Consider the following 13,115-nt stretch of genomic DNA (forward strand, 5'->3'; position numbering starts at 1 on the left):
AAAAACGCCGGCATTTGCCGGCGTTTCTACGTTTGCAGTCAGGTCAGTCGGGATCAACCCAGTTCGTCCACACTTGTGACGATCTTGCCGACCAGACCGTAGTCGATACCCTCTTCTGGGCTCATCCAGTAGTCGCGATCGGTGTCTTTTTCGATCCGTTCGATCGGCTGGCCTGTCGCCGCCGCGAAGATCTTGTTCAGTCGATCACGCATCTTGATGATTTCCTTGGCCTGGATCTCGATATCCGTAGCCATGCCGCCGGCACCACCGGACGGTTGATGAAGCAGGAAGCGAGTGTTCGGCGTGCAGAAACGCTTGTCCTTGGGAACCGACACGTAGATCAGAGCACCGGCGCTGGCCACCCAGCCCATGCCGAGGATACGGACCTCGGGTGCGATGAACTTGATGGTGTCGTGAATCATGTCACCGGATTCGACATGACCGCCCGGAGACGAAACAATGACCGTGATCGGGTCGTTGGAAACCTGCGCCAGCGCCAGAAGCCGGGCGCACACGTCGCGGGCCATGTCCTGTGTCACCGGACCGGTGATCAGAACTGTGCGCGCTTCGAACAGATGCTTGTCGACCTGGATCGACGGCTGGCTCTTGGGCTTATCCTCGTCTTCATCGTCGAGGCGTGCAGGCACCGTGGTCGAATAGTTTTTCATGCGCAGGATTAAGCTCCCTTTGCTGTTGGGCCGGCCTGGCCGGCATTTTCGATGGGCTGACGGAATGTTTCGCCGCCCCGCGTTGGTCCATGTGTAAGCGAAGTCAGTTGCACTCGCAAATCATCAGACCCTGATTAGCGTGAAAAGAGTTATCAGATCGGCAACACGTGACATTGCCCTCTCTCAATCACCCGGTCCCGTCGTCTCGCCGAAGCGCTTTTCCTGTCGCCCGACAAGCAGATACCAAACCAGCATGGCTGCAAAAGGCAGGGACGGCCAGACGAACCACAATGTGGACAAGCCAGATGTCAGCAGGTTGATCACGAAAAACAGGCCGATCATGAAAACGCAGCTTCGCACCCGCTTTGGCTGAGCCCTCAACCAACGGCGCGCCTGTTCAAACCCGGAGGCAACCGCCTGGGTGTCTCGTTCCCATTCCGGTCTTGGAATTTCGGTCTGGCGTCGCTCCGCAGTTCCGTTCGTCTCCTGCCCGGACCTTTTTTCCTCCGGCGCATTGCGACCGCCAATACGCACGCAATAGGTTTCAACGGGATCGGTAACGTTCTTGACGTGCTGAGGGCCAAGCGGCTCAAAGCCCAGCGCCATCTTGGTCTTGACCTGGTCATAGACCGATTGGGAGAGCATGATCCCGCCCCTCGGTGCGATTTCCTGCAATCGGGCAGCAACATTCACACCGTCGCCGTAGATATCCTCGCCCTCGACCATGATGTCGCCGAGATTGATACCGATGCGAAACTCCATCCTGTTCAGGTCCGGCAAGTCCGCATTGCGAACGGAAAGCTCGTTCTGAATGTCGACAGCGCATTGAACAGCCTCCATCACCGAGGCGAATTCGATGATGACAGCATCACCCCATGTGTTGACGATACGTCCATTGTGACGCTCGGTCAGCGCAGACATCACCAACCGATAGGCCTTGAGCCGGTCCAGCGTTCCGTCTTCATCCCGCTCCATGAGCTTGGAATATTGCGCAACGTCTGCGCACATAACTGCCGCCAGACGCCGCTTGACCCGTTGCATGCTCTTACCCCGCTTGCTCCCGCTTAGGAATGGGAAGGCAAACCGGAAATTGCAAGGGAAAATCCACCGAATTCGCCACCCAGCCCGAAGTTCGGCCAACTAAGAAAAGTAGTGTCAGATGTCTCCGGCGAGTTTGCGCAGTGCTGCCAGGGCATCATCGGCGCGCTCTTCGGGCACAAAAACATGATCGTGAAAATAGGCTGCGACCACATTTGCCGAAATACCCTCAGCGGCCAATGCAGCCGAGATCGACGCCGTCAGCCCCACGGCTTCAAGTGAGGAATGCACCGTCAGGGTTATCCGGCGAAACCATTCGGCCTCGGCCAAACCCAGTTCGCGCGCACGCTCCACCGGCAGGATCGCTGTCAGGCCCTCCGTTTCCGCAAAAAGCCCGATCGGGTCGTATTCCGCCAGGTCCGTCATGGATTTCGAAGCGAAGGTGCAGAACACATAAGGCTCCGGATCCAGCATCGGACGCATCTGGGAGATCAGGGTGGCAAGGTCGGTTTCACCGGTCATTCGGATAATCCATTCAAAGAAGTTTGCGCATCAGCGGCCGCCGAGGGCTTCTGCGTGCGATTTCGACAAAACCTGCCCTGCGGAAGACGTCTGCTATACCTACGAAGCCTTCTCCCCATTGAAGGGGCTTTTCCGATTCCATTGGACAAGCATCCAGTTGATGCGCTCCTTGCGCTTTGGCGTGATCGATGCCTGCATCGAGCAACACAGACATCAACCCGGTTTTGCGATGTCCGTTTCTGATAAAGAAACAGGTGACGGCATATGTCGCCGCCAGCGCTTGTTCGCTGTCATCCGGCAGCGGCTGGGTGGTTTTTCCAAGCTGAAAACGCAGATACTGCATGCGTGGACCCAGTGCGATCCATCCCACGGCCAGATTGCCGCGATAGGCCAGAAGCCCTGGCGCCGGACCCCCGTCCACTTTCTGCTGGAATGCATCGCGCCGTTCATCACGGGTCATCGCTTTCCAGTCTCTGCCCCGCAAGAACGGCCACATGCACCAGCAACCACCAGACGCCCCCCTCTCCGGTCCGAACAGATCCACCAGATCTGCCCAGCGCTCCGGGGTTGCAAGCTGAATGTGGACGGGATCGTTATGTGTCATATCCACTCCTCCGGATTGCAAAGTTGCACGGAAAGAACGGGGACGGCAATCCCGGTGAAAGTGTCTGTTCCACAAAAGCAAAACGCCGCTCACAGGCGGCGTTTCGGATTTTCATTCTTCGCTCAAGCCTTGTTGGGCCATCAAGACAACGAGCTGCGTGAATGCTCCAATTCAGGCAGCGGATTCCAGCCCGGCAATGTCGATCTTCCTCATCTTCATCAGGGCAGCACTGACACGGCCAGCCCGTTCCGGATTGCCTGCATGCATCAGCCTAGGCAACGCCTTCGGTACGATCTGCCAGTGAACACCGTAGCGGTCTTTTAACCAGCCGCACTGCCCTTCTTCCCCACCATCGGCAAGGAGCGCCTGCCAAAGCCGGTCCGTTTCCGCCTGATCTTCCGTCAGTATGGAAATCGAGGTCAGGTAACTTGGCTGCATATCCGGGTTGCCGTTCAGTATCATGAAAGGTGAGCCCGCCAGGGTGAACTCGGCAACAAGCACAGGTCCATTCGGATCCGGCCTGAAGACCGAGCCCATCACGCTATCCGGCAACAGGGACGTATAGTATTTGGCGGCTTCTTCGCCCTTCTCACTGAAGAACAGGCAAGTGCGTACCTTGGCGGAAAACGCAGGAGTTGTTTGCAAGCCCTCAATGGCAATCGACCTAGCAAGCTCATCAAGCTGGGAGGAAGCGGCCTTCCAGCCTTCCTCAAAACCCATTTCCAGGTGCTTGTTCCTGTCTGCTTCCGAAGTGTGGCGAGCCCCCCATGTGAAGCGCGTACCAACACCGGGAACATCTGCCAGTTCCACATACCCGGTCATGAACGCGTTTTCCCGCGGCACATATCCTTCCGAATAGGCATCCGTGAACGTTAGCTTCTCACCGTCGACAACTTCCAGAAACATTCCGACGTTCTCGAACAGCTCCCCTTCCGGACCGGCCATCACTGTATTGAAACGCCCTCCCGGACGGACGTCCATATCGGCCTTCGGTACGAACCAGGGCTTCGGGCAAAACCACTGCTTCAATAATTCGGGATTGGTCCAGCATTGCCAGACCGCCTCGCGCGGCGCGGCAATGACGCGGCTGAGTTCCAGTGTCAGACCTTCCTTGCGAATTTCGACTTCACTCATTGCGCTCTCCCGTTTCTAGACCGGCCGAACAACAGTTCGACGTAACGTTTCAGATGATCAATGCTGTCAGTTGCTATCGACGGCGCATTGCCTGCCTTTGCCAGCACGAATGCCCCCTGGATCACGACCTGTGTGTGAAGTGCCAGGCTTTCCGCACCACCTGGAACTTCAACGCCCCGGGCTTCAGCTGCTTCTGCGATATCGGAAACCAGCGTTGCGGCGTGCCCCGTTATGCTGCGGTTGCAGGCATCGCGGATGGAGGGGTTCGTGTCATAGACTTCCTGGACCATGGTCCCGACCAGACAAGTGAACTCCGGCACATCGCCCTGCACCAGTGCCTTGCGGAAATCGAGATAGCCGAGAACCCGGTCCAACGGATCTTCGGGATCGTGATACGCCGCCTTCTCGAACAGAGTCCCGGTCGTTTCAGACCAATAATCCGCAGCGGCCACTGCCAGATCGTCCTTCGAACGAAAGTGGTGGAAGAAGGCCCCCTTGGTCACGCCCGCCTCCCGGCACAGATCATCGACGGTGGTGGCCGTGTAGCCCTTCATGCGGATCACACGCAGTGCCGAATCCAGCAGCTTGATCCGCGCGTCCGGCCGTTTGGTCTTTTGAGGTTTCTCTGTCATAAACCACCCATACCGACCAGTTGGTATGTTGTCAATCGACTTGCTCTACGACCGTGCTGCAACTCCCTGTCACCGGCTAGCAAGGATGCGCCAAACGCGTTTGAGCGAGCGAGCGGGGTTTCTGAAATTGAGGCATTGAAAAACGAAAGAGTTCCCCTCCAAAACCTGAATTGAGCGGACGAAGAACGATTGGTGATCGCAACATGCCGGGATTTAAGCCCACGCCAAGCCTACCAGGGGATCGGCCTGCCGGTTTGATCGAAAAATCCACCGGTGTCTGCAGGCGTAAGACTGGTCAGCACATCGACAAGACGCTCTGCTGCAACAGCCGGTTCCTGAACATCGAGCCCGGTTTTCGCAAAGTTCTCGGTCAAGGGTGTTTTCACCGTGCCGGGATGAAGCGCAACACAGATAGCAGAGGGATTTTTGCGTGCCAGCTCGATAGACGCCGTACGGACCAGTTGATTGAGCCCAGCCTTGGCGGCCCGGTAAGCAAACCATCCGCCAAGACCGTTGTCGCCGATCGAACCGACCCGGGCCGAAAGCGTCGCAAAGACACTTCTTCCCTCTTTCGGGAGGAGCGGCAAAAAGTGTTTCATCAGCAGTGCCGGTCCAATGGCGTTGATCGCATATGAACGGGCAAGGATTTCAGGATCGAGTTCGCGCAGGCTCTTTTCCGGACGGGCACTGCCCAAGGTGAGAGCTCCGGTGGCATCGAACAACAATCGAACATCCCCCTCTTCCTCCCTTATCCAGTCGGCACAGGCCTGGATCATGCGTTCGTCGAGCAGGTCGAGAGGTGGTGACGACGTTCGATGAAGGGCGATAACCTTGTCGTAGCCGCTGCCCGCTTCAAGGTGGTCTCTCATGGCTGAGCCAATTCCGCCGCTGGCCCCAAAGATTACCGCAATTGACGTCATTCACTGCCTCACTTTCGTCGTGACAGCGATACGCAGAAATAGCCGGATCGGTTCGCTAGAAGGATTGGTCTCAGGTGCTGACGACCGTCGCTTCCCAGGGCCCATCAACAAATTCGGCTTCGTCATCCCCTGGCCAGGGAGGCATAGAGATACAGATGAACTGCAGAACGCTTTCACCGGTGTTGCGGTACTGGAAAGCTGTTCCAGCCGGGATATCGATGGAGACACCGGCTTCCAGGTCGACAACGCCCTGGCTGGAATCGTTGGACCTCCAGATCTGTCCATGGCCGGAAAGCACATGCCAGAACTCATGCACGGTCCTGTGCCGTGTTGCGCGGTTGGTCTGGCCGACAGGAACAGTCGAATGGATCATGTTTCCTGTCGGCCCATCCATGATGAAACGGATATCGGCCCCCGCCGGAGATTTCGCGTCGGGCTTTTCGGGAAGCCGGGTCTGTTTCATGCCATTCTCCGAGTTCGGTGATCAGGCCGTCTTGTTAAAGATCTCACGACCGATCAGCATTCGCCGAATTTCGGAAGTTCCCGCACCAATCTCGTACAGCTTGGCGTCACGCAGCAAACGCCCGGTCGGATATTCGTTGATGTAGCCATTGCCACCAAGCAGCTGGATTGCATCAAGTGCCAGTTTGGTTGCGTTTTCGGCAGCGTAAAGGATTGCACCAGCGGCGTCTTCGCGCGTGGTCTCGCCCCGGTCGCACGCCTTGGCAACCGCATAGACATAGGACTTGGTGGCGTTCATGGTCACATACATGTCCGCGACCTTGCCCTGTACAAGCTGGAACGTGCCGATCGGCTGACCGAACTGCTCGCGCTCGTGGACATAGGGAATGACCACGTCCATGGCTGCCTGCATGATGCCGACGGCCCCTGCAGCCAGAACGGCGCGCTCGTAGTCCAGACCCGACATCAGCACGTTGACGCCCTTGCCAACCTGGCCGAGGACGTTTTCTTCCGGTACTTCGCAATCCTGGAACACCAGTTCACCGGTTTCGGACCCGCGCATGCCGAGCTTGTCCAGTTTCTGAGCGACGGAAAAACCTGGGAAGCTCTTCTCGACCAGAAATGCGGTAATGCCCTTCGGCCCGGCTTCCGGATCGGTTTTGGCATAGATGATCATCGTATCGGCGGACGGACCGTTGGTGATCCACATCTTGGAGCCGTTGAGGACGTACCGATCGCCCTTCTTTTCCGCCTTCAGTTTCATGGAAACGACGTCTGAGCCAGCGCCCGGCTCCGACATGGCCAACGCGCCCAGATGTTCACCGGTCACGAGCTTGTTCAGATAGCGCTTCTTCTGGTCGTCACTTCCCCAGCGGCGAAGCTGGTTGACACACAGGTTTGAATGGGCGCCATAGCTGAGGCCGATGGAGGCGGACGCCCGGCTGACCTCTTCCATGGCAATGCAGTGCTCCAGGTAGCCCAGACCCGAACCGCCCCATTCTTCCTCCACTGTGATCCCGTGAAGGCCAAGGTCTCCCATTTCCGGCCAGAGCTCCCGCGGGAACCAATCCTCGCGGTCGATCTTTTCTGCCAGTGGCGCAATCCGGTCCTGACTGTAGGACCGAACGGTGTCGCGCAGCATGTCGGCGGTTTCGCCGAGATCGAAATTGAAACCCGGAAAATCGTTACGGATCATCTTGATTACCTCCCAGAGTTCTTAAGGCCTGTCGTATCGGACAAAATCGCTCAAAACGCCGATCCGGTCGTAAAGCTGCCGGGCGCGTGTATTGTGATCATGTGTGTGCCAGTAGACTTTGCCGCTGGCAGACGGTTCTTCGGTCGCGGCCCTGTAGACCGCCTCGATCAACTTGCGGCCGGCTCCGCCACCACGAAGCTTCTCGCTGACATACAGATCTTCCAGATAGCAGGTGGACGAACTGGCCCAGGTGCTATCGTGAAAAAGGTAATGGACCAGTCCAACCAGCTCATTCTCCTGAACTGCCACGAACGCGCGGTGGCCTGCATCGGAATGCAGTCGCTCAAAGAGGGTTTCCGTCACTGCCGGCGCCAGATCCTGCTCGTAGAATGCAAGATAGGCCTTCCAGAGTTCGAGCCAGCCCGGCTTGTCGGATCTTTCCAGCGGCCTGATGGTGATATCGGTCATTCTTCAATCCTTGACGCCGGCAACGCTCATGAGCGTGAACAGCCCCGTTGCGACATGCACCTGTTCGCCGTCATCCAGTCCGTAGACATCCGCCTTGGCTATGGTCAGCGTTCGTCCCGGTTTGACAACCCGGCCACGCGCAAGAAGCACCGGCTGTTTCGCCGGATTGAGCAGGTTGATCTTGTATTCGCTGGTCAACACCCCGAAGCCGGCGGAAAACAGCGTCAGAGCTGCATAGCCTGCCGCACTGTCCGCAATGGAAGACGTCGCACCGGCATGAAAAAAGCCGTGTTGCTGTGTCAGTTCCGGCTGCATCGTCAATTCCAGATCGACCGCTCCGGGCGAGACGTGAACCATCTTTGCCCCCAGATGGGTCATGAATTTCTGCGCGGCAAAACTGGCGCGGACACGGGGTTCCCAGTTTTCGTCTCGAGGCGAAAGATCCATCACTTGTCCTCCGAGGTCGCAACGGCGCCAGACAGTTGGTCCGGGCCTGTTTCAAGCTCGACCATGCGCGCCTTTGCACCGGCCTCGACATCGTCGAGTTCAACCAGGGTCAATTCGATATCGCGCTGTTTTTCGAGAAGTTCTGCCCGGCGGGCGGCGATCCTGTCGAGGAGCAGCCGCAGCTGGCCGGTTTCACCGGGCGCACTGCCGTACATCTCGATCATTTCCTTGATTTCGTTCAGGGAAAATCCGAGACGCTTGCCGCGAAGGATCAATTTGATGCGGGTACGATCACCAGGTGTGTAAAGGCGTTGACGACCCCGGCGCGTCGGCGACACCAGCCCCTGCGCTTCGTAGAACCGCAGGGTTCGGGTGGTAATGTCGAACTCCTGCGTCAGCTGGGTGATGGTGTAATAACGCTGCATGCCCGCTCCTTGTTGGAGCGCACAGTTCCGTCTTTTTACGTTAAAGTCAACACGTCTATTTTAAAGCTTATATTTCATGAACTTGAGCAATCAGGATTTCAGATTATCCAAGCTCTTCTCTGGATGAAGGACATTCAGATCGACATCGCCGGAAATGCCTTTGATCGTGCCCCGGTCATGGTACTGCCAGAGCGACCAGTCTGACACATAGCCGGGAGAATGCCAGATCGACTGCGTCCAGAGACGGCGGTTCAGGCCCTTGCCCTTCAGATAGTCCAGATAGAAGTCCTCCGGCACATAAAGGATGACCTGCTTGCCGCGCCCCTGCTCGACCAGAGCAACGAAATCACTGATTTCCTGCAGCACTTCCTCGGCTGGCGGACGGCGCGCGCAGTTCCCGGTGAATTCCAGATCCACCACCGGCGCCAGCATGTCGCTGTCCTGAGGCAGAACCGACAGGAAGTTTTGGGCCTGCTCGCGGCCGGATTTGCACAAACTGAAGAAATGATAGGCACCACGCGCCAGACCCGCGCCTCCTGCTCCGGCCCAGTTGCGGGCAAAGGCACGGTCCTTGAAATCTCCGCCCTCGGTTGCCTTCATGTAGACGAAGGCAATATCGTCCGCCGCCACCTGCGCCCAGTCGATATCACCCTGGTGGTGCGAAATATCGATGCCGCGGATCGTGTATTGGTTCCGGTCAGGCTCCCAGTTCATGAAGAAAAACGCCGCTCCGACAATCGAAATCACCCCGCCGACGGCAACGTAGAACAATGTCCGCAGGACCGCTTGCAAGAAATTCATTGCGCCACCTGTTATGACTTTCAAACGCCGTCACCCTGCCGCAAAACTGTTAAGAATCACGATAGGTAATTCGGCCAGAGCGGGGCTGCTGCCAGCTCCAGGACATTGCCATCCGGGTCGTTGAAATAAAGGCTGGTGCCGCCTGCCGGCCATATGACCTCGCTGACAATTTCCACTCCCATCTCGCCCAGGTAAGCCCGCCAGGGTTCCAGTTGGTCGGACCCAATGCGAAACGCGAAATGACTGTGCCCCGACGTATCGTGCCCGGGAACGATACCTCCCGGCGTCTCAACGTCCTCCCCGGTATGGCCGCGATGAAACACCAGAAGCGCCTGCGCGGGGCCGGCATCATAGGCAAACAGCCTTTCTCCAGCGACCATGCGCCTCAATCCCAGGATTTCGGAATAAAAGGAGTGAGCCGTCTCCATGTCGTCGACATAAACGGCGGTTTCCAGGATGCCATCGAGCTTCGGCCGCATGTTCTTAATTCTCCGCGTGAGACAGGTCGGCCCTTCTTAACACCCATCCGCCGGGAATTTCAGGTTACCCGGCAAGGTTTTCTTTCAAATCGCCATCGTCATCTGGAATTGTCGTGTGGCGGCTGCATTCCGCACAGAGGTGATCGCCCGTGATTGCGTCAAATCGGGAAGTTCCGTGCGTGCATGACCGGCTTGAATTCCGTAACGGTATATTCCGCAACGCCCGCCGACTTGAATGGGTCCTTGTTGATCGCCAGTTCGACTTCGACACGGTCAGCAGCGCGCGCCAGGATCACACCACCGGTTCGCGGCTGTTTCGGACCGGATGCCAGGAATAGGCCGGCCTCATACTGATCCCGCAGGAAGGACCTGTGTTCTTCCGCCAGAGCATCTATTTCCCGCAGATCAGCAGTGTAGTGAAGATCGATAACAAAGAGGCTCACGAAAGCTCCTTTCCACCAACAGAAGCCCAAAAGGAGGTCCGGCTCGACCACAAAAGCTCGAACCGGACAATCCGTGTCAGACGACAGTCAGCTTGACGTCAATGTTGTTCCGGGTGGCGTTTGAATAGGGGCAAACCTGGTGTGCCTTGGCAACGAGGTCTTCAGCTACAGCCTTGTCCAAACCCGGCAGGGACACTTCCAGCGCGACCGCCAGACCGAACCCGCCTTCAGAACGCGGCCCGATGCCAACCGTCGAGGTGATGGACGTATCAGCCGGGACTGCGATCTTTTCCTGCCCACCGACGAATTTCATCGCGCCAATAAAGCAGGCTGCATATCCGGCTGCGAACAGCTCTTCCGGGTTATTGCCTTCGCCGCCTGCGCCGCCGAGTTCTTTCGGCGTCGCCAGCTTGACCTTGAAGGATCCGCTCAACGTCTCCGCCGCACCATCACGGCCGCCGGTGGCCTTTGCCCTGGTTTCATATTTCACATCAACAGCCATCTGCAGGCTCCTTCTCTCAAATATCAAGTCATCTAGCCATATTTATCGCATAAGCTTTAATCGTACACGATATAAATTACCCACATATACACACGCCTGCAGTTCGTCAACAGTTGCGACCATATCGCGCGCGATTTATAAGGGGCGAATGAGCGAGACCACAAACCAGATGTCCCTGCTGGACGCGATTGGATTTTCCGCGCCGGAAGCGACTGAAAAACAAAAAAAAGACAAGCTTGCAAAAGCCGAAAAGTCTGAGAAGAAACAACGCAAGAAGGCCGCTGCCAAGCCTGAGGCGGAAGCAGCTTCCAGCGCTGAAAGCAACGACGCACGCGAAGCGGAAATTGACGTTGCCGTCGCCGAGACGCCTGTCAGCCAAGAGATAGCTGATACCGGGCAGACGCCTGACGTTTCTGCGGAAACGCAGGCTGGCGAAGATCCCGGCACCGAACAGGCCGCATCTGTATCCGCTGCCAATGATCCTGCCAGCGACCAGGACGACGACAGTCAGAAAATCCATGATGGCAGCTTGCCGCTCGACCGGCACTTGTGTTTTGCGCTGTATTCCGCCAACCACGCTATGCACGGCGTCTACAAGGCGTTGCTCAAGGAAGTCGGGCTCACCTACCCGCAGTTCCTGGCCATGACGGTGCTCTGGGAAACCAACAACGTTCCTGTTGGTACCATTACGTCCAAGCTGCAGCTCGACACCAACACGCTGACGCCACTGTTAAAGCGGCTTGAAGCCATGGGGCTGGTCACGCGGACACGCAACATCAAGGACGAGCGCCAGGTTATCCTGAAACTGACCCGCAAGGGCCGCGCCTTGCAGAAGAAAACGGAACATTTCAGCACCTGCATCATGTCTTCGACCGGACTGAAACTGGAAGAAGTCATCGACCTTCAGGCAAAGGTCATGACGCTTCGGGACAATTTGCGTAAAGCAGGCCTGGAGTGATACCTGGCATTGAGCAGCGGGTAAAATGAGTAGCCATCAAACAGGCTCCGGGAGGTTGCTGCACCAGCACAAATCTCGGGGCCTTTTGTTTTGGCAATAACGGGTCTGCGTGACCTTTTGCAGCGCAGCTCAAGTCTTTGTCGACCGGCATCCGCCTCCATGGCGTCGTGTTTGTTGAATTCGACAACAAAACTTTCGACAGGAAGCAGCCATAGTCCAGGCATGGCCTGCCCGCCGAACCTTTGAACCAGGGTTTTCCACTTCGCGTAAGGTGTGTTTGCTTTTAGTGACCCACATTCACGACCTCCGCGGCATCATTTTTCCGTCAGCAATGCCTGCCGGAGTGTCCTCGTCAGGACAGCTTCCGCCTCGCCCTCATCCCAGCCGCAGTCCTGTGTCAACAGACCCCATGCCTGCACACTGAACGACGCCCAGAGAAATTCTGAAGCCGACTTCGCTGTCCAGACGGATTGCAGCGCACCGTCGCGTTCCAGCGATCCAGTCAATACAAGCAACCATTGCCTCAGTTCCGACATCCGGTCTTCCCACGCCGCCGATGCGTCCGCATCGGTGGTTCGCAGGCGGATAAGATCCGAGGCAACAGGGTAGATTTCCTTCACGAAGCCGATCCAGACGGTAACGGTAGCATCCAGCCGTTCCCGCGGCTGTGGCCTGTCAAAGGCTGCAAACAGTTTTGCCCGTATGTCGAGACGTTCATCAGCCCGCCGGACGAGTGCCAGGATCAGCCCCCCACGCGAACCAAAGTGATCATAGACGGACTGACGGCTGATTTTTGCCGCCTTGGCGATTTCCGCCAGCGACACGTCCGCGCCCCGCTGCGAGATGAGCGTCCAGGCACTATCGAGAATTTCCGCGCGCGTGCGCTGCACTCTGGCTTGACTTGACACGTGTAAACTTTCCTGTAATTTGACACGTGTAAAGTTATGGAGAAGCCTCATGAACGTCAAGCAACAGTCAGCCCAATTCGTAACCTGGTACGGCCCGGGAACCGACGGCACCAGCCCGACGGAAAGCCAATGGACGCAGATCCTCAGCCGGGCGAGCGACAAACCCGTAACCCTGATCAATTTCTTCAAGCTGAATGCCGCTGCGACATATGCGGACGGAACGACGGGCCAGACCGGCCAGGAAGCGTTTGCCAGTTATGCGGCCGCAAGCATGCCGGCCATGGAGCGGGCCGGTGGACGGTTCCTTTATGTCGGACCGTTTCAGGGCATGTTCCTGGGGCAGGACGAGGATTGGGATCTGGTCGCTATCGGCGCCTATCCCGATTTAACCGCGTTGGTCGCACTCTATTCGGACAGCGCCTATCGCGAAGCCTTCCATCACCGCACGGCCGCGTGTCTGCGACAGAAGGTTCTGGTATGCGGTGACTGACCTTTAAACGGGGCCTGCC

At 57.4% G+C, this 13,115-nt stretch carries 19 protein-coding genes; 2 read left to right on the forward strand and 17 right to left on the reverse strand.

All coding sequences use genetic code 11. The features are described from left to right. Positions 1 to 53: 53 nt before the first annotated feature. From ACYQ6M_RS15775 to ACYQ6M_RS15850, 16 genes are all read right to left on the reverse strand, one after another. Positions 54 to 668, reverse strand: coding sequence for an ATP-dependent Clp protease proteolytic subunit (locus ACYQ6M_RS15775; RefSeq protein WP_022998310.1), 615 nt, complete (start codon positions 666 to 668; stop codon positions 54 to 56). Positions 669 to 851: 183 nt separating this feature from the next. Further along, the gene (locus ACYQ6M_RS15780) at positions 852 to 1,709 is read right to left on the reverse strand and encodes an adenylate/guanylate cyclase domain-containing protein (protein ID WP_075282967.1); all 858 of its coding nucleotides are present in this window, start codon (positions 1,707 to 1,709) and stop codon (positions 852 to 854) included. A gap of 114 nt (positions 1,710 to 1,823) precedes the next feature. Beyond that, positions 1,824 to 2,228: an ACT domain-containing protein gene (locus ACYQ6M_RS15785; RefSeq protein WP_022998308.1), complete on the reverse strand. Its 405-nt coding sequence runs from the start codon at positions 2,226 to 2,228 to the stop codon at positions 1,824 to 1,826. A gap of 13 nt (positions 2,229 to 2,241) precedes the next feature. Beyond that, entirely contained in the window at positions 2,242 to 2,688 is a 447-nt protein-coding gene (locus ACYQ6M_RS15790) for an N-acetyltransferase family protein (RefSeq protein ID WP_460074594.1), read from the reverse strand. 315 nt (positions 2,689 to 3,003) lie between these two features. After that, positions 3,004 to 3,966, reverse strand: a complete 963-nt coding sequence (locus tag ACYQ6M_RS15795; RefSeq protein WP_460074595.1) for a VOC family protein — start codon at positions 3,964 to 3,966, stop codon at positions 3,004 to 3,006. Beyond that, entirely contained in the window at positions 3,963 to 4,598 is a 636-nt protein-coding gene (locus tag ACYQ6M_RS15800) for a TetR/AcrR family transcriptional regulator (RefSeq protein WP_460074596.1), read from the reverse strand. Before ACYQ6M_RS15800 ends, ACYQ6M_RS15795 begins: the two co-directional genes overlap by 4 nt. 230 nt (positions 4,599 to 4,828) lie before the next feature. After that, complete coding sequence (locus tag ACYQ6M_RS15805; protein ID WP_460074597.1) at positions 4,829 to 5,518, reverse strand: SDR family NAD(P)-dependent oxidoreductase; 690 nt, start codon at positions 5,516 to 5,518, stop codon at positions 4,829 to 4,831. 70 nt (positions 5,519 to 5,588) lie between these two features. Next, the gene (locus tag ACYQ6M_RS15810) at positions 5,589 to 5,981 is read right to left on the reverse strand and encodes a cupin domain-containing protein (protein ID WP_460074598.1); all 393 of its coding nucleotides are present in this window, start codon (positions 5,979 to 5,981) and stop codon (positions 5,589 to 5,591) included. A 21-nt stretch (positions 5,982 to 6,002) separates the two neighbouring features. Continuing rightward, positions 6,003 to 7,175, reverse strand: coding sequence for an isovaleryl-CoA dehydrogenase (locus tag ACYQ6M_RS15815; RefSeq protein ID WP_062488596.1), 1,173 nt, complete (start codon positions 7,173 to 7,175; stop codon positions 6,003 to 6,005). A 21-nt stretch (positions 7,176 to 7,196) separates the two neighbouring features. Next, a complete protein-coding gene (locus tag ACYQ6M_RS15820; RefSeq protein WP_077292711.1) occupies positions 7,197 to 7,643 on the reverse strand; it encodes a GNAT family N-acetyltransferase in 447 nt (148 codons plus the stop codon). A gap of 3 nt (positions 7,644 to 7,646) precedes the next feature. Continuing rightward, positions 7,647 to 8,090: a PaaI family thioesterase gene (locus tag ACYQ6M_RS15825; protein ID WP_022998300.1), complete on the reverse strand. Its 444-nt coding sequence runs from the start codon at positions 8,088 to 8,090 to the stop codon at positions 7,647 to 7,649. Then, positions 8,090 to 8,515 (reverse strand): MerR family transcriptional regulator, encoded by a 426-nt coding sequence (locus tag ACYQ6M_RS15830; RefSeq protein WP_022998299.1) that lies wholly within the window; start codon positions 8,513 to 8,515, stop codon positions 8,090 to 8,092. Before ACYQ6M_RS15830 ends, ACYQ6M_RS15825 begins: the two co-directional genes overlap by 1 nt. 90 nt (positions 8,516 to 8,605) lie before the next feature. Next, positions 8,606 to 9,316, reverse strand: a complete 711-nt coding sequence (locus ACYQ6M_RS15835; RefSeq protein ID WP_022998298.1) for a glycoside hydrolase family 25 protein — start codon at positions 9,314 to 9,316, stop codon at positions 8,606 to 8,608. 56 nt (positions 9,317 to 9,372) lie between these two features. Further along, complete coding sequence (locus ACYQ6M_RS15840) at positions 9,373 to 9,795, reverse strand: VOC family protein (RefSeq protein WP_075282976.1); 423 nt, start codon at positions 9,793 to 9,795, stop codon at positions 9,373 to 9,375. Between the two features lie 158 nt (positions 9,796 to 9,953). Further along, positions 9,954 to 10,238 carry a YciI family protein gene (locus ACYQ6M_RS15845; RefSeq protein ID WP_152510598.1) on the reverse strand — a complete coding sequence of 95 codons (285 nt, stop codon included), beginning with the start codon at positions 10,236 to 10,238 and terminating at the stop codon, positions 9,954 to 9,956. Positions 10,239 to 10,314: 76 nt separating this feature from the next. Next, complete coding sequence (locus tag ACYQ6M_RS15850; protein ID WP_152510597.1) at positions 10,315 to 10,740, reverse strand: organic hydroperoxide resistance protein; 426 nt, start codon at positions 10,738 to 10,740, stop codon at positions 10,315 to 10,317. 148 nt (positions 10,741 to 10,888) lie between these two features. On the opposite strand from ACYQ6M_RS15850, the gene ACYQ6M_RS15855 reads away from it, so the two are divergent. Continuing rightward, a complete protein-coding gene (locus tag ACYQ6M_RS15855) occupies positions 10,889 to 11,698 on the forward strand; it encodes a MarR family winged helix-turn-helix transcriptional regulator (RefSeq protein ID WP_460074599.1) in 810 nt (269 codons plus the stop codon). Between the two features lie 314 nt (positions 11,699 to 12,012). On the opposite strand, the gene ACYQ6M_RS15860 is transcribed toward ACYQ6M_RS15855, so the two are convergent. After that, positions 12,013 to 12,606, reverse strand: a complete 594-nt coding sequence (locus ACYQ6M_RS15860) for a TetR/AcrR family transcriptional regulator (RefSeq protein WP_460074600.1) — start codon at positions 12,604 to 12,606, stop codon at positions 12,013 to 12,015. Between the two features lie 49 nt (positions 12,607 to 12,655). On the opposite strand from ACYQ6M_RS15860, the gene ACYQ6M_RS15865 reads away from it, so the two are divergent. Continuing rightward, complete coding sequence (locus tag ACYQ6M_RS15865) at positions 12,656 to 13,096, forward strand: DUF1330 domain-containing protein (protein ID WP_460074601.1); 441 nt, start codon at positions 12,656 to 12,658, stop codon at positions 13,094 to 13,096. The last annotated feature ends 19 nt before the right edge of the window (positions 13,097 to 13,115 follow it).

Source organism: Roseibium sp. ROS1 (assembly GCF_054658215.1).

Bases quoted from the DNA above. Each gene is read 5' to 3' on its own strand.
- ACYQ6M_RS15865 (WP_460074601.1), top strand. From the start codon at position 12,656: ATGAACGTCAAGCAACAGTCAGCCCAATTCGTAACCTGGTACGGCCCG.
- ACYQ6M_RS15855 (WP_460074599.1), top strand. From the start codon at position 10,889: ATGAGCGAGACCACAAACCAGATGTCCCTGCTGGACGCGATTGGATTT.
- ACYQ6M_RS15810 (WP_460074598.1), bottom strand. From the start codon at position 5,981: ATGAAACAGACCCGGCTTCCCGAAAAGCCCGACGCGAAATCTCCGGCG.
- ACYQ6M_RS15820 (WP_077292711.1), bottom strand. From the start codon at position 7,643: ATGACCGATATCACCATCAGGCCGCTGGAAAGATCCGACAAGCCGGGC.
- ACYQ6M_RS15840 (WP_075282976.1), bottom strand. From the start codon at position 9,795: ATGCGGCCGAAGCTCGATGGCATCCTGGAAACCGCCGTTTATGTCGAC.
- ACYQ6M_RS15775 (WP_022998310.1), bottom strand. From the start codon at position 668: ATGAAAAACTATTCGACCACGGTGCCTGCACGCCTCGACGATGAAGAC.
- ACYQ6M_RS15790 (WP_460074594.1), bottom strand. From the start codon at position 2,688: ATGACCCGTGATGAACGGCGCGATGCATTCCAGCAGAAAGTGGACGGG.
- ACYQ6M_RS15780 (WP_075282967.1), bottom strand. From the start codon at position 1,709: ATGCAACGGGTCAAGCGGCGTCTGGCGGCAGTTATGTGCGCAGACGTT.
- ACYQ6M_RS15825 (WP_022998300.1), bottom strand. From the start codon at position 8,090: ATGGATCTTTCGCCTCGAGACGAAAACTGGGAACCCCGTGTCCGCGCC.
- ACYQ6M_RS15785 (WP_022998308.1), bottom strand. From the start codon at position 2,228: ATGACCGGTGAAACCGACCTTGCCACCCTGATCTCCCAGATGCGTCCG.
- ACYQ6M_RS15830 (WP_022998299.1), bottom strand. From the start codon at position 8,515: ATGCAGCGTTATTACACCATCACCCAGCTGACGCAGGAGTTCGACATT.
- ACYQ6M_RS15795 (WP_460074595.1), bottom strand. From the start codon at position 3,966: ATGAGTGAAGTCGAAATTCGCAAGGAAGGTCTGACACTGGAACTCAGC.
- ACYQ6M_RS15805 (WP_460074597.1), bottom strand. From the start codon at position 5,518: ATGACGTCAATTGCGGTAATCTTTGGGGCCAGCGGCGGAATTGGCTCA.
- ACYQ6M_RS15850 (WP_152510597.1), bottom strand. From the start codon at position 10,740: ATGGCTGTTGATGTGAAATATGAAACCAGGGCAAAGGCCACCGGCGGC.
- ACYQ6M_RS15800 (WP_460074596.1), bottom strand. From the start codon at position 4,598: ATGACAGAGAAACCTCAAAAGACCAAACGGCCGGACGCGCGGATCAAG.
- ACYQ6M_RS15815 (WP_062488596.1), bottom strand. From the start codon at position 7,175: ATGATCCGTAACGATTTTCCGGGTTTCAATTTCGATCTCGGCGAAACC.
- ACYQ6M_RS15835 (WP_022998298.1), bottom strand. From the start codon at position 9,316: ATGAATTTCTTGCAAGCGGTCCTGCGGACATTGTTCTACGTTGCCGTC.